This is a genomic window from Cupriavidus sp. FW305-46, from assembly GCF_058787075.1.
Genome location: NZ_JBYSZI010000084.1, coordinates 1 through 21,244 on the forward strand (window position 1 = coordinate 1; position 21,244 = coordinate 21,244).

Below are 21,244 nucleotides of genomic sequence, written 5' to 3' on the forward strand. Positions count from 1 at the left end.
GTCGGAGAGGGGTGGCAGCGGGTGGGATGCACCCGGAGTCCGTCACGCGGATAGCGGGCAGACGTCACATTCTAGCGCTGCGGCGCCGGGCTTGCCGAAGGCGACAGCACGCGCGGAGGCACGCAGAAACGGGTACGCTTTGCCTGCGGCAGCGAGGTTTGCGACCGGCCTTGCAGAATGGAATATGCCTATAAACAAGGGTCGAACGCGATTCCCGATGGGCCGGCAGTACCGTTCCGCCGGTTCCGGCAAGGCACGCAGAAACGGGTACGCTTTGCGGGTGCGCCCCCCTCGGCGCCATGACCGCATCACACCATTGCGTATCATGCGTGTTCTCTTCCTCACTCGCAAAAGAACGGCATGCGCGCAATCGGCAACTTCCTCTGGTTCATCCTTGGCGGCGTGGTGATGGGCCTGGCCTGGTGGCTGGCCGGGCTGCTGGCCTTTATCTCGATCATCGGGATCCCCTGGGGCAAGGCCTGCTTCGTGATCGGGACTTTCACCTTCTTCCCGTTCGGCAAGCAGGCCATCAGCCGGCGCGAGCTGACCGGGCGCGACGATGTCGGCACCGGCGCGCTGGGGCTGGTCGGCAATGTGCTGTGGTTTGTCTTTGCCGGCGTGTGGCTGGCCATCGGCCACGTGATGGCGGCGGTCGCCAACTTCGTGACCATCATCGGCATTCCGTTTGCGATCCAGCACCTGAAGCTGGCCGGCATTGCGCTGGCGCCGATCGGCCAGACCGTGGTCACCAATGAAGTGGCCGACGCCGCGCGCCGCGATGGCGCACGCATGCAGGTGGACAGCCTGCGCCGCTGACGGATCAGGCGCCGGCGTCTTCGGCGCCGTCTTCGTCCTGCTGGCCGGCGTGCGCGACCAGCCGGTCGAGCAAGCTGCCCAGCAGCGCCTGTTCGGCGTCGCTCAGGCAGCCGAAGATCTCCGCATTGCGCCTGGCGATCATCGCGATCGCCTGCCGGTACAGCGGCTTGCCCTGTGCGGTCAGTGACAGCACCACGCCGCGCCCGTCGGCCTCGCTCGCCTCCTTGCTGACCAGCCCGCGCGCCACCAGCGCCTGCGCCGAGCGGCTGGCCTGGCCCTTGGTCAGGTTGGCGCCCTGCGCCAGCTGGTTGACCGACAGCGGCGCGAAGGCGCCGATCGCGGCCAGGCAGCGGCCCTCGCTGAGCGGCAGGCCGCATTGCTCCAGGTAGGCGGCGGCGCTGTCCTTGTCGCTGAGCTTGTTGACCTGGTGCAGGCGGTAGGTCAGGAACTGGTCGAGGCGTGGCAGTGGCTTCATGGCGTGTCCTTGTCAGGCGTCGGCATTCTAGCGTCCTGTACTCCCTATTGCTGGCTGCGAGCCTCGGCTTCGTCGATCAGCGCCAGCACCGGCGCCAGCGCTTCCTGCCGGCTCATCAGGCCCAGGCACACCATTGCCAATAGCAGCGGGGAGCGTGCTTCGCCGGCACGGCCCATAGCCTCGCACAGGCGGGTGTAGGCGAGGTCGAGGTCTTCAGCTTGCATGGCGGGCTCCGGTTTGCATCAGGGGGGCGAGGGTGGCGCGCACGGCGTCCCATGACGGTTCGCGCCAGCGTGCCAGGACATAGCCATCGGGGCGGATGAGGTAGAGCGTGCCGGATCGTGCGCCGTAGCGGGCGTGGGCCTGGCCGGCGACGTCGGCCAGCGCCGTGGCGTCGGCCACGTTGCCGCCGGTGACCACCACGTGTGTCTGCACGGCCTCCGGATGCGCATTCTCGAATGCGGCCAGTGGCTCGGGAAGCGAGGGCGCATCGCTGAAGTACAGCAACGTGAACCGTTGCCCGAAGCATTGCGTGAGGTGCACGACCTCGTCGGGGCCTGCCACGCGCATTTCCGGCGCGGGCAGGCCGGGCGCGGCGCCAGGACAGTCGTCGCCAAAGTCGCTGGGACCGTTCAGCGCCGAATCCGTATAGGCAATCGGTGCCGACTGCCGCGGATTGATCAGTGACCGCACCGCGGGCTCATGCTGCGCCAGCCGCAGCGTGGCTTCGCGCATCAGCCGGAAGGCAAAGTCGGGCGGTGCCATGAACTCGGTGCTCTTGGCGCCGTAGGCGATGTTCTGCCGCGTGGCATGCACGCGTTCGGCCGAATAGGAATCGAGCAGGCTGTCGGGCGCCTGGCCGCGCAGCACCCACGCCAGCTTCCAGGCCAGGTTGCCGGCATCGTCCAGCCCGGAGTTGAGCCCGCGCACGCCAAAGATCGGCACCAGGTGCGCGGCGTCGCCGGCAAACAGCACGCGGCCGTGGCGGTAGTCCTGCAAGGTCAGGCACTTGGCGTTGTAGATGGAGATCCACAGCGGCCGCCACGGCTCGGTCTCGCCGATCATGTCGAGGTGGCTCTGCACGCGCGGCAGCACGTTCTCGGGCTTGACGGCTTCGTCAGGGTCTTCGTCGTCGCGGATCTGGTAGTCGATGCGCCAGACGTCGTCAGGCTGGCGGTGCATCAGGATGGTCGATCCGGGGTTGGAAGGCGGGTCGAACCAGGCCAGCCGCTCCACCTCGCGCCGCGTCTTCTGCACGATATCGACGATCACGTAGCGGCCTTCGTACTGGGTGCCTTCCATGCGCAGCCCCAGTTGCTCGCGCACGGTGCTGCGCCCGCCGTCGCAGGCCACCAGCCATTGCGCGTCGACCTGCACCACGCCTGCGCCAGTCTGGATCTCGGCCACGACGCCGCTGCCGTGCTGGCGCACCGCCTGCACGCGCGCGCCGAAGCGCACATCCGCTGGCGCAGCGCCGCGCAGCGCGGCGTCGTGGGCGAGGGCTTCCAGGTAGTACTGCTGGATATTGACCATCGGCGCGAAGCGCTCGCCGGGTTCGCTGGGCATGCGGAAATGCAGCACCTCGGCATCGCGGTAGTAGCTACGCCCGCCCACCCACGGCAGGCCGGTTTCGACGGTGGCGCGGTCTGCGCCCACCCAGCCGAGGATTTCCAGCGAACGCCGCGCCATGCAGATGGCCCGGCTGCCGGCGCAGTAGCCGTCGTCGGCTTCCACCACCAGCGCGGCTATGCCCTGGCGCGCCAGCAGCGCAGCCAGCGTCAGGCCGACCGGGCCGCCGCCGGCAATCAGTACCGGCACGTGCTGCGGCCATGGGCGCGATGACGAGGGCGGCGGTGCCGGCGGCACGGCCGCGTGGGGTGCGGTGGAGTCTGGCATGGCGGGGTCGTAGTGTCTCTGCGATGTAGTTGTGTGCGCAACTATATCGACCAGATGGTTGCGCACGAAACTAGTGTTAACCCGGCCGGGAAACGGCGATCCGGCGAAAGTCGGGAACAAGTCGCACATCGCCGCAGGCCGTCCTTGGCCTATGCTTCGCAAGAGGCACACTACTTCAGCCCACCCGCTGCGCCATGCCCACGCTCCCGACCGATGCCGCACCCCGCGCCACCAGGCTGCCTGCGCCGGGCAGCTGGCAGTACCACGTGCTGCTGGGCGCGGCAGGCATGCTGGTGCTGGGTCCGCTGGGCGGCATCGCTGCCGCGTATATGAATTTCTCGCTGGGCTTCTTTGTCGGCGGGCAGGTGCTGGCGGGCATCCTCGGCTCGGTGGTGACTGCAGGCTATGGCGCGCCCGGGCGCCACGGCGCCAACTACATCCAGACCGCGGCGGCGTCGGTGGCGGGCATGGGCGGCATGGCCGTGGTGCTGCAGGCGATGGCGTGGCTGGGCATGGCGCAGCCGCCGTTGTGGCAGCTGGTGCTGTACATGCTGTGCATCGGCATGTTCGGGGTGGGTGTGGGCATGCTGTACACGCCATTGCTGGTGGACCGGATGCAGCTGACCTTTCCGTCGGGGCTGGCCGTGGCCAATATCCTGCGCGCGCTGACCGATCCGGCGCTGCTGCGGCGTTCGGTGGCGCGGCTCGGGGGCGGCCTGGCGCTGGGCCTGGGTTGCGGCCTGGGCGCCGCGCGCATGCCGTGGCTGGCGGCGCTGGACCTGTCGGCCGCGACCTTCGGCGCCGGGATGATCGTCGGCGCGCGCGTGGGCATTGCCGCGCTGGTGGGCGGGCTGGCCGGCTGGGCCATGACCCCGTGGTTTGTCGCCGCGGGCTGGATGGCGCCCGGCGAGCCCTATCGCAAGGCCACCTTCCTGGTGGCCCTGGGCATGATCATGGGGGCGGCTGCGGTCGATGTGGCCTTGCTGCTGGCACAGGCGTGCCGCCAGTGGCGCGCGCGCCGCCACCCTGCGCCGCGGCGCGGGCCGGGCATGGGCTGGGTGGCGGCCTGGGCGCTGCTGTGGGGCGCGGCCACGGTGGCGGCGGGCGTGGCCTGGTTCGGCCAGCCGTTGGGCTTCCAGCTGATGGCGGTGCTGCTGGCGCTGGTGTTTGCGCTGGTCAACGGCATCTCGGTCGGCATGGTCGACCAGAACCCGATCTCGTCCGCCTTCGTGCTGTCCGTGATCCTGATGGCCGCCGCCGGGCTGCGCGCGCCCCATGTCGGGCTGATCGCCGCCACGGTCTTGCTGGTGGCCACGGCCGAGGCGAGCGACATGCAGCAGGACCGCTCCACCGGCTGGCGCCTGGGCAGCGACCGCATGGTGCAGTTCGGCTACCAGGTGGCGGGCATCGTCGTGGGTGCGCTGGTGGCGGTGGCGATGGCACGGCTGTTCATGCATGCCTATCCGGTGCTGGCGCTGGACCAGACCAGCCTGCCGGCCGACCAGCAGCCCGCGCGCTGGACCTCGGCCATGACATACAAGATCGTGGGCGTGCTGCACGGGCTGGCGCAAAGCCGCACCGGCCAGCATGTTGCGGTGGCAACGGGTCTGGCGCTCGGCCTGGCCACCGCGGTATTGCGCAAGGCCATCCTCGGCCGGCAGGCGTGGCAGCGCTTCGCGCAAGCCAGCCGGCGCGGGCGGGTGGCGGATTTCCTGCTCGATGCGGCGATCCTGCCCTCGCCCTATGCGTCGTCTTTCGGTGGCTTCGTCAACCTGGCGGCGGCCGGGTGGATGGCGGCCGGCGGCGTGGCGGCGAGCGTGGCCGCCGCCGTGGCCAGGCCCGCAAGGACGGCCCGGGGTTTGCCGCAGGATATGAGCACGGCATCGCTGGTCGGTGGCGGCCTGATCGCGGGCGATGCGCTGGCGGCGCTGGCCATCGGCGTGGCGGGCCTGTTATCCGCCACATTGGGTTGAGGCCGGCCGCGATTGTCAAATTATACTGACGCTTCTGTCCAAGTTTCAGTGGATTGTCAAATCCCGCGACCAGCGTACCATAGGCGGCCAGACTGACGCACTGGCTTGACCCGGAGAATCATCATGGCCCTTGACCAAGAATCCTTTGCCCTGCTGCGCGCCTCGGTGCAGCGCTTCATCGACGAACGCCTGAAGCCCGCCGAAGACACGCTGGAGGAAACCGACGACGTGCCCGCCGAGATCGTCGCGGACATGAAGGAGATGGGCCTGTTCGGCATCTCCATCCCCGAGAACTACGGCGGCATCGGCCTGTCGATGTCGCAGGAATGCGATGTGGTCTACGACCTGGGCCATACCGCCTTTGCCTTCCGCTCGGTGTTCGGCACCAACGTCGGCATCGGCTCGCAGGGCATCCTGATGGATGGCACCGAGGAACAGAAGCAGCAATACCTGCCGCGCATCGCCAGCGGCGAGCTGATCATCTCGTTCGCGCTGACCGAGCCGAACGCCGGCTCCGATGCGGCTTCGCTGCAGACCAAGGCCGAGCTCGACGGCGACCACTACGTTATCAACGGCACCAAGCGCTTCATCACCAACGCGCCGCGCGCCGGCGCCTTCACGCTGATGGCGCGCACCGGCGGCGCGGGCGCTTCGGGCATCTCGTCCTTCATCGTGCCGGCCGACACCCCGGGCATCTCGCTGGGCAAGCCGGACAAGAAGATGGGCCAGCGCGGCACCAAGACCTGCGACGTGGTGCTTGAGAACGTGCGCGTGCCGGCCGCCAATATCATCGGCGGCGTGCCGGGGGTGGGCTTCAAGACCGCGATGAAGGTGCTCGACCGCGGCCGCCTGCATATCTCGGCGCTGGCCTGCGGCATGGCGCATCGCCTGATCACCGACGCTGTGGCCTATGCCAGGGAGCGCAAGCAGTTCGGCAAGCCCATCGGCGACTTCCAGCTGATCCAGGCGATGCTGGCCGACAGCCAGGCCGAGCTCTACGCCGGCCTGTCGATGGTGCGCGACTGCGCCCAGCGCTACGACGCCAAGCCCGCCGGCAAGAGCGATCCGGAGGTCAGCATGCTGGCCTCGTGCACCAAGATGTTCTGTACCGAGATGGTGGGCCGCGTGGCCGACCGCGCGGTGCAGATCCATGGCGGCGCCGGCTATATCGCCGAGTACAAGGCCGAGCGCTTCTACCGCGACGTGCGCCTGCTGCGCCTGTATGAAGGCACCACGCAGATCCAGCAGTTGATCATCGCCAAGCAACTGCTGCGCGACTGACCATGCAACCGCCCGGCGCGGCAGGAGTCGACATGAACACGATGCAGTTACGCGGGCCGGACAGCCCGCTGCAGGCAGGGCATGATGGCGATGCGCCGCACCGGCTGCGCGCCGTGGTGGCGACCTATCGTCCCACGCTGCAGGCCTATACGCTGGCGGTGTCGCCGGCCGAGCTGATGGCGCTCAGCGCGCTGCCAGCTGAGATGGCGGGCGGTGTGGGCGGCACCAGCGATCCACGCGCGCACGCGCACCTGGCGCGCTTGCGTGGCGAGGTCCAGGCCAGCGGCATTGCGTTGCCGGGTGCAATCGTGGTCGCGGTCAGCGGCGGCAGCCTGCAATGCGAGTCTGACCACCTCTACACGCTGTCGCTGCATCCGCGCCGTGGTGACCGGCTGATCGTGCTGGACGGCTATGAGCGGCTGCTGGCGCTTGCGCATGGCGAACGGCGGCAGTGCAAGACGCTGGTGTCGGCGGTGCTGTGGCGCGCGGCGCTGGATACCGCCGCGGCGGTGCCGGCGGCGGAGGCCGCCAACGAAACGATCGACGCGGCCGTAGCGCAGTCGTCGTGCGCGGCGCGCTGGGCCAACGCCACGCGGGTGTGGCATTGACCGGGGTACCGGGCACGAAGAACATGCTCAGCGCAACATGACGGAAGCCGCCTGCATGGCGGCTTTTTCTCTTCTAGTGGCCCGGCGTGCGCGCAAGCCGCTTATTGCGGCCACACGCCATCGACATCGCGCAGCAGATGGCCGGCGAGGATATAGTCCCCGAGCCGCGTGGCCTTGGCCTCGAGGTCGAGCAGTTCATGGTCCGCCAGCGTGCCGAGATCGAACTGGCAATAGAGATTGCGTTGACGGAACGTGGCCTTGGGTTTGGCCAGCCCTTCGATCAGGGCTTCGCGGGAACGGACGGCGATGCTTTCTTGTCCGCGATACTGCACCTTGATACCGCGCTTTTCTCCGAGCCTGCCGAGTTCGACGGCATCCTGCCATCCTGTCTCGTAGTCCAGCTCAAGCGCCAGCACGCCTTCCGAGGCCAGAAGCCTGAGCGCTTCTGCCTTGCTGCCAGCTCGCACGATTGACATCCACACCTCTTATATCGACTTATACTGTACGAATATACAGTCAACCCGGGGTCGCGGCAAGGGGCTTGCACCGGACGCCTGCCGACCGCTCCCTGCCTTGCCGCTGCGATGTTGCGCTGGCCGCGCCTGCGGCCTCTTGCCAGTGCAGCCGAATATTGTTTCCCGCGTATGTCAGGGCTGCGCCTGCGGTGCCGCGCCGGCCGCTTCGTTGCCTGTGCTGCCGGCCGCGCCGGAGCCACTTCCGCTGCCGGTTGGACCCAGTTGCGCCGGTGCGCCGCTGAAGTCGCCAGCATAGACGCGCGACAGCGTGCCTGGCTGCATGTAGCGCCGAATGGCCGCGTTGACGGTTTCCGGCGTGGCGTTGCGCAGGCGCTCTTCGAGTTCGGCGGTGAAGGCCATGGTGCGGCCCAGGTAGAGCTGGTTGGCCAGCGCGCCGGCCAGCGCGGCGTCGTTGCTGCGGCCGACCATGCCCTGCTGCAGCAGGCCGCTGACGGCCTCGGCCAGTTCCTGCGCGGTGATGCCGTCGCGCACGAAACGCTCCAGCTCCTCGGTCACGGCGCGTTGCAAGCGCGGCAGGTTCTGCGGTGCGTATTGCGCCTGCAGGCCGAAGCGTCCCGCGCGGTCGAGCGCGCCCACCTGCACCCAGCTGCTCGCGCCATAGCTCAGGCCTTCCCGCTGCCGCAGCCGGTCAGCCAGGCGGCCGCGCAGGCTGGCGCCGCCGAGCACGCGGTTGGCAATCATCATCAGCGCATAGTCCGGCGCGTCATTGGTCAGGTCGATCGGCGTGGAGGCCAGGTAGATGGCATTGGCCTTGCCCGGCGCGGGCAGCGTGAACTCCGCCGGCGGGATCGGCACAAAGGGGCGCTCGACGCGCGCGTAGGGCCGTTGCGCGCTCCAGTCGCCGAACAGCTGCGCTGCCTGCGCGGCCGCGGCCGCGGCATCGAAGTCGCCCACCAGGCTCAATTGCGCATGGCCCGCGCCATAGAAGCGCGCGTGGAAGTCGCGCACCTGCGCCAGGGTGGCGGCCTGCAGGTCGGCGATGTTCTCGGCAAAGGTGCGCGCATGGCGCGGGTCGCCCGCGGGGTAGGGGTCGCCATGGCGGCCCAGCGCGTTGGACGCCATCACGCCCGGCTCACGCCGGATGCTCTCGATCTCCGCGATGCTGGTCTTGCGCAGCGTCTCAAACTCCGCCTCGGGGAAGGTCGGTGCGCGCAGCAGGTCGCGCAGCAGGGCCAGCAGTTCCGGCAAGTGCGCGCGGCGCGTCTCGAAGCTGACGGTCACGCGCTCAGAGCTGCCAGAGATGCCGACGCGTGCGCGCAGCGCCTCGATGCGGTCGGCGATCTGCTGGCGGTCCATGCCAGCCGCGCCGCGCCGGAGCATGGAGGCGGTCAGCGCGCCCACCGTGGTCAGCCCCTGCAGGCTCTGCGCGTCGCCCATGCGCAGCACCAGCGCGCCGTGCACCACTTCACCGCGCGCGGGCTTGGGCAGCAGCGCCAGCTGCATGCCGTTGGCCAGCGTCTGGCGCGTGGTGTGGGCCTCGATATTGGCGGGGCTGGGATCGAATGCCGCCACCGCGGCCATTGCCTGCCTGCCCTGGTAGCCGCTGACCATGGCCGTGACATCGGGCGCCGGCGGCACCTGCGCGCGCGACGGCTGCTCGGCGGGAAGGAACACGCCCACGGTGCGGTTCGAGGCTTGCAGGTAGTTCAGCGCTACGCGCTGCACGTCTGCCAGCGTGGTGGTCTCGATGCGGTCGCGCGCCAGGAAGAACAGGCGCCAGTCGCCCTTGGCGATGGCCTCGGACAGCGCCACGCCGAGCGCGCCGGGATCGTTCATGTAGTGCTCGTAGGCGTTGCGCATGCGCACGCGCGCACGTTCCAGCTCGGCCTCGGTCACGGGCGCCTCGGCAAAGCCCTCGACCTGCGTGATCAGCCCGGCGCGCGCAGCCGCGAGCGGCTGGTCTTTGGACGTCTCGACCATGAGCAGCAGCGCGCCCGGGTCCTTCATCGCATAGAGCGCGGTGCCGACCGACACGGCCTGGCCACGCTCGACCAGCGCCTTGTACAGCCGCCCGCCCGGCGTATCGCCGAGGATGAGGGTCAGCAGCGAGAGTGCCGTGCTGTCCGGATGCGCACCCGGGCTGACGTGGTATTGGGCGGCGACCAGGCTGTTGTCGCCGGGGCGCATCACGACCAGCTCGCGCGCGCCTTCCTGTGCGGGCTCGACGGTATGCTCGGGCGGCAGCACGCGCGTCGGGCGCGGGATCGGCCCGAAGTAGCGCTCGATGCGTGCCAGCGTGGCGGCGGGATCGAACTTGCCGGCCACCACCAGCACCGCGTTGTCGGGCTGGTAGTAGCGGCGATAGAAGGCGCGCAGGCCGTCGATGCTGACGTGCTCGACATCGCTGCGCGCGCCGATCGGAGCCTTGCCGTAGTTGTGCCAGCGGTAGGCGGCGGCCATGGTCTGCTGCATCAGCATGCGCCCGGGGCTGTTCTCGCCCATTTCCATCTCGTTGCGCACCACCGTCATCTCGCTGTCCAGGTCGGCACGCGAGATCACGCTGTTGACCATGCGGTCGGCTTCCATGCGCAGCGCCCAGTCAAGGTTTTCATCGTTGGCGCTGAAGGTGCCGAAGTAGTTGGTGCGGTCCTGCGCGGTGGTGCCGTTCACGCTCATGCCGCGCCGGGCGAACTCGGTCGGGATGGCCTTGCCGGGCAGCGATGGCGTGCCCTTGAACAGCAGGTGCTCGAGCAGGTGGGCCATGCCGGTCTCACCATAGTTCTCATGGCGGCTGCCGACCAGGTAGGTGATGTTGACGGTGGTGGTGGCCTTGGCCGCGTCCGGTGCCAGTATGATGCGCAGGCCGTTGGGCAGGCGGTATTCGGTGATGCCTTCGACCGATGCCACCTGCGTGGCTGTGGCAGGCGTCGCCGTGGGCGCGGTCTGCACCGGCTGCGCCAACGCCGGCGCGCAGGCAAGCGAAGCGAGCAAGGACAGGTGCAGGGCAGTGCGGCGCATGGCGTCTCCGGGCGGGCGGTGGCAGTGGGTTGGCGGGTGAGGCACGAAGCGCATTCTAGCCGCCGCCCCTGCCAGGAACTGTGCCGCAGCCCACGCCCGCGCGCCAGAGGGAAATGTCCGAATCCAGCGGGTAAGCACTTGCAGGTAGCGGTAGCATGCCGTCATGCACCTCGATCCCGATACCTGCTACAAGGCCGTGGCCTCGCACGACCGCCGCTTCGACGGACGCTTCTTCGTGGGCGTGTCGTCGACCGGCGTGTACTGCCGGCCGGTGTGCGCAGTGCGCACGCCCAAGCGCGAAAACTGCACCTTCTACGAGAGCGCTGCGGCGGCGGAGAAGCATGGCTTCCGCCCCTGCCTGCGCTGCCGTCCGGAACTGGCGCCCGGGCACGGGCTGGCCGATATTTCAGGCCGGCTGGCGCAGGCCGCGGCCACGCTGATCGACGAGGGCTTCATGGCCGAAGGCAGCGTGGCCACGCTGGCAGCGCGCATCGGCGTGACCGAGCGGCACCTGCGGCGCCTGTTCGATGCGCAGTTCGGCGTGTCGGTGCTTGAGTACGCGCAGACGCAGCGGCTGCTGCTGGCCAAGCGCTTGCTGGCCGACACCGCGCTGCCGGTGACCGAAGTGGCGCTGGCGGCGGGCTTCGGCAGTGTGCGCCGTTTCAACGATGTGCTGAAGACCCGCTACGGCCTGACGCCGCGGGCGCTGCGCCGCCGCGCCGCCGACGGCGTGGCCGACCGGCTGGTGTTCGACCTGGGCTACCGCCCGCCGTTTGCCTGGGACGCATGGCTGCGCTTCCTGGCTATCCGCGCGGTGGATGGCATCGAGGCCATCCGGGACGGCACCTATATGCGCACGCTGCTGGTGGATGCCGGCGGCAGCACGCATACCGGCTGGGTACGGATCGAACATGTGCCGCGCCGGCTGGTGCTACGCGTCACGTTGTCGGCCTCGCTGGCGCGCGTGATTCCGCAGGCGCTGGGCAAGGTGCGCCGCCTGTGCGACCTGGGCTGCCGCCCGGACGTGGTGGACCGGCACCTGGGCGAGCTTGCCGAGGCAATGCCGGGCGTGCGCCTGCCGGGCAGCGTCGATGGCTTCGAGATCGCGGTGCGCGCGGTGGTGGGGCAGGTGATCTCGGTGGTGCAGGCGCGGCGCATCCTGGGCGCGCTGGCGCGGCACGCGGGGCAGTCGCTGGACGGCACGCCCCCGGACGGCCTGCGCTACACGTTCCCGAGTGCCGCCGCCATTGCCACACTGCCAGAGCAAGGCTTGCGCGATGCCGGGGTGTCGGCGGGCAAGGCGCGCACGCTGCTGGCGCTGGCGCAGCGCGTGGCCGGCGGCACGCTGGCGCTCGATGCGCACGCGCAGCCGGAGCAGACCGTGGCGGCGCTGCGCGAGGTCGGCGGCATCGGCGACTGGACCGCGCAGTATGTCGCCATGCGCGCGCTGGGCTGGCCCGATGCGTTCCCCGGCACCGACTATGCGCTGCGCAAGGTGCTGGGCGTCAGTACCGTGCGCGCGATGCACGAGCGCACCGCGCAATGGGCGCCGTGGCGTGCCTACGCCGCCATCCACCTGTGGCATCGCTATGAAGCGATGAAGGATGCGGCCAGTGCCGCGGCCGAACCGGAGACGATCACATGACCAGCTATCGCCATATCGACAGCCCGCTCGGGACCATCCTGCTGCGCGCGCAAGGCGCACACCTGACTGGCCTTTTCTTCGCCGGGCAGAAATACCATCCCGCAGGCATTGCCGACAGCCGCGACGTGCCGCCGGCCGACGCCGCGGTGCTCGACCGCGCCGCGTCGGAACTGGCCGAATATTTCGCCGGCCGCCGCGATACCTTCACCGTGCCGGTGCGCTTTGCCGGCAGCCCGTTCCAGCAGCGCGTGTGGGAGGCGCTGCTGGCCATCCCCTGCGGCGAGACCGCGTCGTACGGCGAACTGGCCCGCACCCTGGGCCTGCCGCCCACGCATGCGCGCGCAGTCGGCGGCGCGGTGGGACGCAACCCGCTGTCGGTGATCGTGCCCTGCCATCGCGTGCTGGGCAGTGCCGGCGCGCTGACCGGCTACGCCGGCGGCATCGAGCGCAAGCGCGCCTTGCTGCAGCGCGAAGGCATCGGCACCTCGCCCGGCTGATGGCGCCGGCTGCGCTGCCATGCCGCGCCTGTTCATTGCCGTGGAAGTCCCGCCCGCGCTGGCGGCATGGCTGCTGTCGATCCTGCCGCCCGCGCACGGTGTGCGGCCGGCAGCGCCAGAGCAAGTCCACCTGACCCTGCACTTCCTGGGTGAGTGCAACGTGCCTGGCGCAGCGCTGGAGGCCGCGCTCGACAGCATCCGCGCACCTGCCTTCCTGCTTCAGGCAGCCGGTACCGGGCGCTTTCGCAGCGGCCAGGGTTCGGTGCTGTGGGCGGGCCTGGCGCCAGGTCCCGGCCTGGACGCGCTGCGCGCCCTGCATGCCGACGTCGGGCAGGCGCTGGCCGGGGCCGCGGGCATTACCCCGGAGCGGCGGCGCTTCCATCCGCACCTGACGCTGGCGCGCTGCAAGCCGTCCGTGCCCGAAAGCGTGCTGCGCGCGTGGCTCGATACGCACCGTAGCCTGGCCAGCGAGCCCTGGCAGGTGCAGCGGCTGGTGCTGTTCGAAAGCCGGCTCGGCCCGCAAGGCCCCCAGCATCTCGTGCGCCAGGCCTGGCCACTGACGCAGGCCGGCACTACGCCAGGTTGCTGAGTCCCAGCGTTACGCCCAGCCCGCACAAGGCCGAGCCGATGGTGCGGTCCAGCAGCCGCTGGCGCCGCAGCATCGCCGCGCGCAGTGCCGGCGCGGTGAACACGCACGCCACCAGGCTGAACCACGCCAGGTGCGCCACCGACATGAATCCGCCATAAGCCCATTGCACCGGCACCGGCGTGTGCACATCGACCACCTGGGTGTAGGTGCTGACCACGAACAGCGTGGTCTTCGGGTTCAGCGCATTGGTCAGGAAGCCCATGCGCAGCGCCGCCCACGGCGGCAGCGTGCGCGCACCTTGCAGGTCTACTGCCAGGGCCTCGCGGTTGCGCAGCGTCTGGATTCCGATCCAAACCAGATAGGCCGCGCCCAGCATCTTCACCACCGTCAGCACGTTGTGCGCATGGGCCATCAGCAGCCCCACCCCGAATATCGTATAGAGCACATGCACCTGCACCCCCAGCGCGATCCCGAGGGCGCTGAGCAGGCCGGCGCGGCGGCCGTACAGGTAGCTGTTGCGGGTGACCATGGCGAAGTCCGGGCCCGGACTGACAACGGCCAGCACGGTCACGGCGGCGACCGCCAGGGATTCGGCGATTGGGGGCATTTTCTGTGAGGTTAAGTTACAGTTATCCGGAAATCGCCACATCGGGAGATCCGGGCGTACCCAATTCTGCGTGCCGGAAAGCGCCGCCACAACCGATATATACTCGCGCAATTACGTGAGAAAAACTGACTGATGCACTGGCTGGGCTGGATCCGATTCTTCGAGGCCGCGGCGCGCCACGAGAGCTTTGTCCGGGCGGCGGAGGAACTGCACCTGACCCATGGCGCGGTCAGCCGGCAGATCCGCCAGCTGGAGGACACGCTGGGCGTGGCGCTGTTCGAGCGGCGCAACCGCGGGGTCTTCCTGACCGAGGCGGGGCGCACGCTGTTCGCGGCGTCGACGCAATCGATGGAGGTGCTGGCCGGCGCCGCCGCGCGCATCCGCACGCAACCGCCGGGGCGAGCGCTGGTGCTGTCATGCGAGCCGACCATCGCCATGCGCTGGCTGATCCCGCGGCTGCCGCGCTTTGCCGCGCGCCATCCCGATATCCCGCTGCACCTGATGGCAGCAGGCGGGCCGATCGACTTCACCCGCAGCGGCGCCGACCTGGCACTGCGGCGCAATGACTTTGCCTTCGATGCGCGCTGGCATGCACGCGAGGTGGCGCAGGAACGGGTGGGGCCGGTGTGCCGGCCGCAGCTTGCGCAGGGGGCAGCCACGGTCCCGGCGCGGCTGCATACGCGCACGCGGCCCGAGGCATGGCAGCGCTGGCAGGCGGTGCGCGACGATGCCGCCCCCGTCGTGCAGTGCGACGGCGACGCCTGGTACGAACATTTCTACCTCAGTCTGCAGGCCGCCGCCGCAGGGCTGGGCTGGGCCATGGCCTCGCAGCTGATGGCCGCGGACGAGATCGCCGATGGCCGGCTGGCCGCGCCGTTCGGCTTTGTTGCCGACGGATCGGCCTATCATTTGTTGTCGCCCGCGCCGTTTGAACACGACACGCGCCGGCTGGTGCTGCTGGCGTGGTTGCGCGAAGAGGCGCAGGCAACGCTTGCGGCGCCGCCACCGGACGCCTGAAAGCGGCGTGCGCGCTACCCCCCGGAAGTCTGTGCTCAAGTTCTGCCACAGATCTGCCGAAGTGAGAGCATGCGTCTTGCCGGGCATCGGGACACGCGCTTAACATGCGCGCGGCCGGCAGGCCGAAGCCCCCGTAACCGGCGATCCCAGCCACTCCAGATGTTGCGTGAATCCATGAATCAGCACGATGCCTCCGGGCCAGCCGATAACGGCGCCGAATCCGACATTGAGCCGGCGGATGACCGTTATCGCCTGACGCACAACTCGCAGATCGGCACCGTGCTGCGCGACCTGTCCTGGCAGAAGTGCATGCTGAGCGTGCGCACCCGCACCGGGCACCAGTTCGTCACGTCGGTCCTGCACGTCGACCCGGTCGACCGCACCTTCGTGTTCGACTGGTGCAATGCGGAACCCGAACGGATGTCGCTGATGACCTCGGATGAAAATGCGTTCTCGGGGCTGTTGCGCGGCGTGCCGGTCAACTTCGTAGTGGGCCGGCCGGGCGCCACGCGCTATGAGGAAGGCCCCGCCTTCGTCGTCGAATTCCCCGAGAAGCTCTACCACTTCCAGCGCCGCCGCCATTTCCGCGCGCGCACGCTGGTGACGAGAGGCTACCGCTGCGAGATCCACATGTCGGACAAGACCGTGCTGGGGCTCGATATCGCCGACCTGTCGCTGTCGGGCGTGGGTCTGCGCTCGAAGACGGTCTCGGCAGAGCACCTGCCGGTCGGCACCACGGTCGGCAAGTGCCGGCTGGACTTCCGCGAGCTGGGCAAGCTTGAGCTGGACCTGCAGGTGGTTGGCCACTGGCTGGTGGGCCATGACGACAGCGCCATCCACCATTTCGGCTGCGCCTTCATCCATCCGGACGGGCGCATGGAGAACTTCCTGCAGCGGCTGGTATTTGCGCTGGAACTGGCGCACCGGGGCTGAAGCACCGGTGCCGAGGCCGCGCAACCCGGGCCCGGATTACCTCAATCCCGTGCGGCTGCCCGGGTAGTCAGCGGCAATCAGGAGCCGATCAGTCGGCCGATTGCCGCCGCGGCTTCGCGTATCGGCGGCAGCAGCCGCGAGATCATCTCTGCTTCAGAGACACGCGCGGCGCGCACGCTCACGCTCAGCCCCGCCAGCACGATGCCCGAGGCCGAGCGCACCGGCACCGCCATCGCGCGCAGGCCCGGTTCCAGCTCTTCATCGACGATCACGTAGTCCACTTCGCGGGCGCGCTCGAAGCACGCTTCCAGCTCCTGGCGCGAGACCTTGGTCTGCAGCGTGCGCGGGCGCAGCTCGGCATGCTCGAAGAAGCCGTCCAGCACTGTGGCGGGCTGGTGCGCCAGCAGCAGCCGGCCGTTGGAGGTGCAGTAGGCTGGCAGGCGGCTGCCCATGCCTAGCGAATAGTTCAGCACCCGCTGCACTTCGGAGCGCACCAGGTACAGGATGTCGGTGCCGTCCAGGATCGCCAGCGTGCAGGTCTCGTGGATGCGCGCGCTCAGGTTGTCCAGGATCGGCTGCGCCAGAGACACCAGCGAGGTCGACGAGAAATACGCGTGGCCCAGGTGCAGCACGCGCGGCCGCAGCGCGAACTGCCCGTCCTGCTGGCTGACGTAGCCGAGCTGTTCCAGCGTATAGAGGCAGCGCCGCACCGAGGCGCGCGACAACTGCGTGCGCTGCGCCACCTGCGAGATCGTCAGCGGGCGCTTGCGTTCCGAGAACGCCTCCAGCACGGTCAGCCCGCGCGCCAGCGACAGCATGAAGTTGGGATCGCCGGCAAAACTGGCGAGCAGGTCGGCCTGGGGCCGGGCAACGCGGACGGTGTCGGCCTGTGCATGGCCAAGACCGAGGGGGCGGAGGACATCCATTGGGAGGTGTGTTGTCTGGGCTTGTTGTCCGATAATCGCGCAATCTTAAACCGGCTGGCCGCCAGGGGCCAGCCTTTGCTGCATTCGCGCATCGCCCGCATGGCACGCGGGCCGGATGCTGCACGGCATCAACGCCCGCGTCGCTCCGCGATCTCGTAGAGCGCCATCCCAGCCAGCATGGCGCCGACAAAGCCCCAGGCCTTGGCATAGCCGGCACCCAGCGCCACCAGCGCCGGGCCCGGGCAGAAGCCCGCGAGGCCCCAGCCCACGCCGAACGCCGCGCTGCCCAGCACCAGCCGCGGCGTGACCGCGGCCAGCGCCGGCCACTGCATCGGCAGCCCCAGCCAGGAGCGCTGGCGCCGGCGCGCCAGTGCGAAGGCCACCACCCCCACCAGGATCGCGCCGGCCATGACAAAGGCGAGCGACGGGTCCCAGGCGCCGGCCAGGTCGAGAAAACCCAGCACCTTGGCCGGGTTGGCCATGCCGGACAGGATCAGGCCGATGCCGAACACCAGCCCGGCCAGCAATGAGAAGAGCATGCCCATCGGTCAGCCTCCCAGCCAATGGCGCTGCACCAGCACCGTCAGGAAGCCCGCCGCCATGAAGGTCAGCGTGGCGGCCAGCGAGCGCACCGAGCCCCGCGACAGGCCGCACACGCCGTGCCCGCTGGTGCAGCCGCCGGCGTAGCGCGTGCCGATGCCTACCAGCAGCCCCGCCGCCAGCACCTCACCCCAGCCGGCATCGATTTGCGCCGCGGGCATGGCATCGAACGCGCCCGCCAGCCATGGCGCCAGCAACAGCCCGATCACAAAGGCGGCGCGCCACGCGCTGTCGCCGTGCGGCAGCTTCAGCAGGCCGCCGACAATGCCGCTGATGCCGGCAATGCGGCCCAGACCCAGGATCATCAGCGCCGCCGCGAGGCCGATGACCAGCCCGCCGGCCAGCGACAGCCACGGCGTGAAATGGGTGAAATCAATCTGCATGGGAGGAGGCGCGCGAAAGGGACGCAGTGCGGCCGCAAGTGCAGCCCGAGGCCCGGATTATAGGCGCCGCATGCCAGGCGGGCGCCCAAAAAAAAGTCGCCGCTGGGGAGCGGCGACCGGGGAAGGTCGTCATTCAAGAGGGGTCTTGGTGACGTAAAAAGTATAGACATTTGAATTAAGACATTACATACAACTTTGGTAGGGTGCGGCAGGCTCACATTTGGTGGGTGCTTATGCTGGCCGGCTCAGAAGGGTTTGCCCAGGAACAGGTAAAAGCTGTATGTGCCTGCGGCGGCGCGCCCATAGGCCAGGTAAAGCGGGCCCAGCGGACTGTCCAGCGCCAGGAAGACCGAGCCCGATTTGAGCAGCCCGGTCGGGCTCCCCGGCACCAGCGGGTCGCCCATGCGGCCCGCCTCCAGCGAAAAGCCTGCGTACACGCCTTGCAGCAGGGTCTGTCGCGCCAGCTTGTTGTAGTAGACCAGCCGCGCAAACTGCAGGTTGCCGCCCAGCAGCTGCCCGGTGGCATAACCGGATTGCTGCAGGAAGCCGCCCCACTGGAACAGGTCATAGCGCGGCAGCGGCTTGCCGCCGATATTGCTGCCGACCTTGAAGGCCAGCGAGACCGTGTTGTCGCCGAACGAGTGGGCATAGATGCCATCCGCCTGCGCCTTGACATAAGCCTGGTCGGCACCCAGCCCCGGCTGCGAGCCGTAGATGTGCAGCCGGGCCGCATAGCCGAAGCGCGGGAAGTCGACGCTGTCGAGCTGGTCGAACAAGAGCCGCCCGGTGATGGCGCCGCGCCGGATATTGCCCGGGCCTGGCGACAGCGACTCGGGGCCGGTGCTCAGGGTGGCGTGCTCCGTGCCGGTCTGCACGCCCACGCGCAGCTCGCCGTACTTGGTGAACTGGCTGCCGGCGTCCAGCGCGATGTCGAAGCGGCGCAGGTCGTAGGTGGCGATGCGCGTGCTGCCCTGGAAAACATTGACCGGGCGCCGCTCCAGCTCGATGCGCGGCGCGATAAAGAAGTACTGGCGCGTATCCAGCGGCTGGTAGAACTCACTGATCAGCGACGAGGTCTGGCCCACCTGCGCATCGGTGCGCCATTCGGCGCCAAGCGCATTGAGCCAGGTGCGCCGGTAGCTGCCCACCAGGTTGAAGTAGGCATCGCCGCGGAAATCCGAACTCAGCCCGAGCCCGAAGCGCAGGTAGTCGGGACCGTAGGATTTCTCCACCGCATTGACCGCCAGCACGCGCTTGCCGGGCTCCTCCAGGATGCCGTAGTTGACGTGCTCGAAGTCGCCGGTGCCGAACAGGCGGCGCATGTCCTGGTCCAGCGTGGCCTGGTCGACCGGCTGCCCGGGCTTGGTTTCCATCACTGCGGTGGCGTAGTCCGGGTTGACGCGCTGCAGCGGCGCCAGCCTGATCTCATCGACCGGGCGGGTGTCAGGCGGCTGCACCGCCTGTTGTCTGGCGCGCAGTTGTGCATATTGCGCCGGCGGCAGCGCCAGCGGCGCGAGGCGGTCGGCGACCTTGCGCGCGGCAGCCTCGCCGATGGGGATGGTTGCCGGCAGGTGGTCGAAGTCGGTCGCGGAAAAATCGCCCAGCGCCGGCTCGATCAGCACGTCGGTGGGCCGCAGCGAGGCCAGCGATGCACGCACGTTCTGCTCGGTCAGGATATTGAGCATCTGGCCGGTCACGCCGATGATCGAGGTCAGTTCCTCACGCTTCATCAGCGGCGTGCCCAGGTTCACCGCGATCACGATATCGGCGCCCATCCTGCGCGCCACGTCGACCGGCAGGTTGTCGGTCAGGCCGCCGTCGACCAGCAGCCGGCCCTCGTACTCGGCCGGCGCCACCGCGCCCGGCACCGACATGCTGGCGCGCATCACGTTGGCCAGCTCGCCCTGGCTGAACACCACCGGCGTGCCTGCCACCAGGTCCGTGGCGACAGCGCGGTAGGGAATCGGAAACTGGTCGAAGTCCCGGTAGCCGGGCACCTTGGCCAGCTGGCGCAGCACGGTCTCCAGCTGCACGCCCGAGACCGCGCCCTTGGGCAGCAAGAGGCCGCTGGCCTGCACTCCGATCTCGGGCGTGAACAGGTTGGTGAAATCGTCCTGCTTGCGCCGGATGGTCAGGTCCTGGCGCGGCGGGCGCTCCTTGAAGATCTTGTCGGTGCTCAGGCCGCCGACCAGCCGCTCCATTTCGGCGGGCGCCATGCCGGTGGCATAGGCGCCCCCCACCAGCGAACCCATGCTGGTGCCTGCGATGCAGTCGACCGGGATGCGCATCGCCTCCAGCACCTTGAGCACGCCGATATGCGCCGCGCCGCGCGCGCCGCCGCCCGAGAGCACCAGGCAAATGCGGGGGCGCGCGCCTGCGGCCCGCTGCGGCGTGGCCGCCGCGACCTGGTTTGCGGGCGGCTCGATCGCCGGCGCCGCCGGCATGGAGGCCGGCTCAGCGGCCAGGACCGCGCCCGCAGCCAGTGCCGGGGCCGCCGGTACGAGCAGTTTGCGCAAGCAATGGAATGGGGCTGCCTTCATGGCACCGTGGGTTCGCAATCGGTTCGCTGTCGGCCGCAGCGGGCGGCAGTGGCCCCGCCCGGCCGCGAGTGGGCGGCCCCCGGGCGGGGAGGTCTGGCTATCTTCGGGCAAAATGCTGCATGCAGGCCGCCCACTCGCGGCCGTGCAAAAACAATTCATCACGCCGTTCGGAAGCGTGCAGATCGGCACGCGACCCCGCGGTGCCCTGCACTAGGATGGATACAGGCAAGGTGCTTGGGGGGTGCATGTACGGTTATTTCTTTTGCCAGACCGCCGCGGGACAGCTCACGCTCATTCCCCGCGAGAAGGACTGGATGCTGATGCTGGGCAATGGCGTGATGGGGAGGTTCCCGGATGCCCAGGCAGCGGTGGATGCCCTGCACGAAGGCACACTGCGGGTGCAGGGGCGGCGCATCGATGCCAGCGCGCTGGGCGTGCCGGCACGCGCGCACGACTGGCTCTACCATGTACTGAGCCGCTGACGCGGCGTACCGGCGGACGCGCTGTCCCGCCAAAGGGGAATCGCCATGACTGCCCTGGTCGAGTGGGCCCGCGAGCATACCTGCCGGCTGTTTCCGATGTCGGCCGAATACCACCGCAGCGACGGCAATCAGGTGCAGGTCAGCTGGCAGGCCGAGCCGGCCGGCTCGCCCGGACGCTGCCGCCTGAGCGCGGCCCTGCAGTTCGACCAGAGCGTGATCGACGCCGTCTACCTGGCCGACGCCGCCGAACTTGCCCGCATCGGCGCCAGGCTGGCCAGCGTGGTGTCGCGCCGGCTTGCCGAGGACGACATCGCCTGCCTGGCGGGCACGGCGCTGGTGATCCCGGTCGGCGAGGGGCTGCTCAGCCACTGAGGGGTCCGGCGGCAGGCCGGGGCCGGCGGGAATATACTGGCGGTTGATCCGCCAATGCGCCTGTTCGCAAACTGTCAGTGTCCCAAGCGTCCCCCGCCGTGCCCCCCCAC

The 21,244-nt window shown here is 69.3% G+C and carries 21 protein-coding genes; 11 read left to right on the forward strand and 10 right to left on the reverse strand.

The window, feature by feature from the left end; translation table 11 throughout:
* Positions 1-360 precede the first annotated feature (360 nt).
* The gene (locus AC3WON_RS28305) at positions 361-816 is read left to right on the forward strand and encodes a YccF domain-containing protein (RefSeq protein ID WP_492353234.1); all 456 of its coding nucleotides are present in this window, start codon (positions 361-363) and stop codon (positions 814-816) included.
* A 4-nt stretch (positions 817-820) separates the two neighbouring features.
* On the opposite strand, the gene AC3WON_RS28310 is transcribed toward AC3WON_RS28305, so the two are convergent.
* From AC3WON_RS28310 to AC3WON_RS28320, 3 genes are read right to left on the reverse strand one after another with little or no spacing between them, the layout of a single operon-like run.
* Positions 821-1,291, reverse strand: a complete 471-nt coding sequence (locus AC3WON_RS28310; protein ID WP_454750611.1) for a MarR family winged helix-turn-helix transcriptional regulator — start codon at positions 1,289-1,291, stop codon at positions 821-823.
* Between the two features lie 44 nt (positions 1,292-1,335).
* Positions 1,336-1,515 carry a hypothetical protein gene (locus AC3WON_RS28315; protein WP_010811169.1) on the reverse strand — a complete coding sequence of 60 codons (180 nt, stop codon included), beginning with the start codon at positions 1,513-1,515 and terminating at the stop codon, positions 1,336-1,338.
* Positions 1,505-3,187 (reverse strand): FAD-dependent oxidoreductase, encoded by a 1,683-nt coding sequence (locus tag AC3WON_RS28320; RefSeq protein WP_492353235.1) that lies wholly within the window; start codon positions 3,185-3,187, stop codon positions 1,505-1,507. Before AC3WON_RS28320 ends, AC3WON_RS28315 begins: the two co-directional genes overlap by 11 nt.
* Before the next feature lie 194 nt (positions 3,188-3,381).
* Between AC3WON_RS28320 and AC3WON_RS28325 the strand changes: the two genes are divergently transcribed.
* The 3 genes from AC3WON_RS28325 to AC3WON_RS28335 all read left to right on the forward strand — a co-directional run bounded on the left by AC3WON_RS28325 (position 3,382) and on the right by AC3WON_RS28335 (position 7,049).
* Complete coding sequence (locus AC3WON_RS28325; protein WP_492353236.1) at positions 3,382-5,160, forward strand: OPT/YSL family transporter; 1,779 nt, start codon at positions 3,382-3,384, stop codon at positions 5,158-5,160.
* 123 nt (positions 5,161-5,283) lie between these two features.
* Complete coding sequence (locus AC3WON_RS28330; protein ID WP_010811172.1) at positions 5,284-6,441, forward strand: acyl-CoA dehydrogenase family protein; 1,158 nt, start codon at positions 5,284-5,286, stop codon at positions 6,439-6,441.
* 32 nt (positions 6,442-6,473) lie between these two features.
* A complete protein-coding gene (locus tag AC3WON_RS28335; protein WP_492319398.1) occupies positions 6,474-7,049 on the forward strand; it encodes a hypothetical protein in 576 nt (191 codons plus the stop codon).
* A gap of 101 nt (positions 7,050-7,150) precedes the next feature.
* Here the strand turns inward: AC3WON_RS28335 and AC3WON_RS28340 are convergent, their stop codons facing one another.
* Together AC3WON_RS28340 and AC3WON_RS28345 are read right to left on the reverse strand one after the other, a co-directional pair.
* A complete protein-coding gene (locus AC3WON_RS28340; RefSeq protein ID WP_010811174.1) occupies positions 7,151-7,525 on the reverse strand; it encodes a hypothetical protein in 375 nt (124 codons plus the stop codon).
* 171 nt (positions 7,526-7,696) lie between these two features.
* A complete protein-coding gene (locus tag AC3WON_RS28345; protein ID WP_492319399.1) occupies positions 7,697-10,543 on the reverse strand; it encodes a M16 family metallopeptidase in 2,847 nt (948 codons plus the stop codon).
* A gap of 163 nt (positions 10,544-10,706) precedes the next feature.
* On the opposite strand from AC3WON_RS28345, the gene AC3WON_RS28350 reads away from it, so the two are divergent.
* From AC3WON_RS28350 to thpR, 3 genes are read left to right on the forward strand one after another with little or no spacing between them, the layout of a single operon-like run.
* A complete protein-coding gene (locus tag AC3WON_RS28350) occupies positions 10,707-12,188 on the forward strand; it encodes an AlkA N-terminal domain-containing protein (protein WP_492353237.1) in 1,482 nt (493 codons plus the stop codon).
* On the forward strand, positions 12,185-12,685 hold the full coding sequence (locus AC3WON_RS28355) for a methylated-DNA--[protein]-cysteine S-methyltransferase (protein WP_492319401.1): 501 nt from the start codon (positions 12,185-12,187) through the stop codon (positions 12,683-12,685). The genes AC3WON_RS28350 and AC3WON_RS28355 overlap by 4 nt, the downstream gene beginning before the upstream one ends.
* A 19-nt stretch (positions 12,686-12,704) precedes the next feature.
* Entirely contained in the window at positions 12,705-13,274 is a 570-nt protein-coding gene (gene thpR, locus AC3WON_RS28360; RefSeq protein WP_492319402.1) for an RNA 2',3'-cyclic phosphodiesterase, read from the forward strand.
* On the opposite strand, the gene AC3WON_RS28365 is transcribed toward thpR, so the two are convergent.
* Positions 13,258-13,881 carry a LysE family transporter gene (locus AC3WON_RS28365; protein ID WP_492319403.1) on the reverse strand — a complete coding sequence of 208 codons (624 nt, stop codon included), beginning with the start codon at positions 13,879-13,881 and terminating at the stop codon, positions 13,258-13,260. The genes thpR and AC3WON_RS28365 overlap by 17 nt on opposite strands.
* Positions 13,882-14,013: 132 nt before the next feature.
* Here AC3WON_RS28365 and AC3WON_RS28370 point away from each other — a divergent pair, with 132 nt between their 5' ends.
* Both AC3WON_RS28370 and AC3WON_RS28375 read left to right on the forward strand, forming a co-directional pair.
* Positions 14,014-14,898 carry a LysR substrate-binding domain-containing protein gene (locus AC3WON_RS28370; protein ID WP_492319404.1) on the forward strand — a complete coding sequence of 295 codons (885 nt, stop codon included), beginning with the start codon at positions 14,014-14,016 and terminating at the stop codon, positions 14,896-14,898.
* A gap of 159 nt (positions 14,899-15,057) precedes the next feature.
* Positions 15,058-15,831: a flagellar brake protein gene (locus AC3WON_RS28375; protein ID WP_492319405.1), complete on the forward strand. Its 774-nt coding sequence runs from the start codon at positions 15,058-15,060 to the stop codon at positions 15,829-15,831.
* Positions 15,832-15,908: 77 nt separating this feature from the next.
* On the opposite strand, the gene AC3WON_RS28380 is transcribed toward AC3WON_RS28375, so the two are convergent.
* The 4 genes from AC3WON_RS28380 to AC3WON_RS28395 form a co-directional block, all read right to left on the reverse strand.
* Entirely contained in the window at positions 15,909-16,757 is an 849-nt protein-coding gene (locus tag AC3WON_RS28380) for an IclR family transcriptional regulator domain-containing protein (protein WP_013954068.1), read from the reverse strand.
* A gap of 128 nt (positions 16,758-16,885) precedes the next feature.
* Positions 16,886-17,302 carry a DUF6691 family protein gene (locus AC3WON_RS28385; RefSeq protein WP_492319406.1) on the reverse strand — a complete coding sequence of 139 codons (417 nt, stop codon included), beginning with the start codon at positions 17,300-17,302 and terminating at the stop codon, positions 16,886-16,888.
* A gap of 3 nt (positions 17,303-17,305) precedes the next feature.
* Positions 17,306-17,740, reverse strand: coding sequence for a YeeE/YedE family protein (locus AC3WON_RS28390; protein WP_035819085.1), 435 nt, complete (start codon positions 17,738-17,740; stop codon positions 17,306-17,308).
* 245 nt (positions 17,741-17,985) lie between these two features.
* On the reverse strand, positions 17,986-20,280 hold the full coding sequence (locus AC3WON_RS28395) for a patatin-like phospholipase family protein (protein WP_492353238.1): 2,295 nt from the start codon (positions 20,278-20,280) through the stop codon (positions 17,986-17,988).
* 245 nt (positions 20,281-20,525) lie between these two features.
* Here AC3WON_RS28395 and AC3WON_RS28400 point away from each other — a divergent pair, with 245 nt between their 5' ends.
* The gene (locus AC3WON_RS28400) at positions 20,526-20,762 is read left to right on the forward strand and encodes a hypothetical protein (protein ID WP_010811185.1); all 237 of its coding nucleotides are present in this window, start codon (positions 20,526-20,528) and stop codon (positions 20,760-20,762) included.
* A 45-nt stretch (positions 20,763-20,807) separates the two neighbouring features.
* Positions 20,808-21,134, forward strand: a complete 327-nt coding sequence (locus tag AC3WON_RS28405) for a hypothetical protein (RefSeq protein WP_010811186.1) — start codon at positions 20,808-20,810, stop codon at positions 21,132-21,134.
* Positions 21,135-21,244 lie beyond the last annotated feature (110 nt).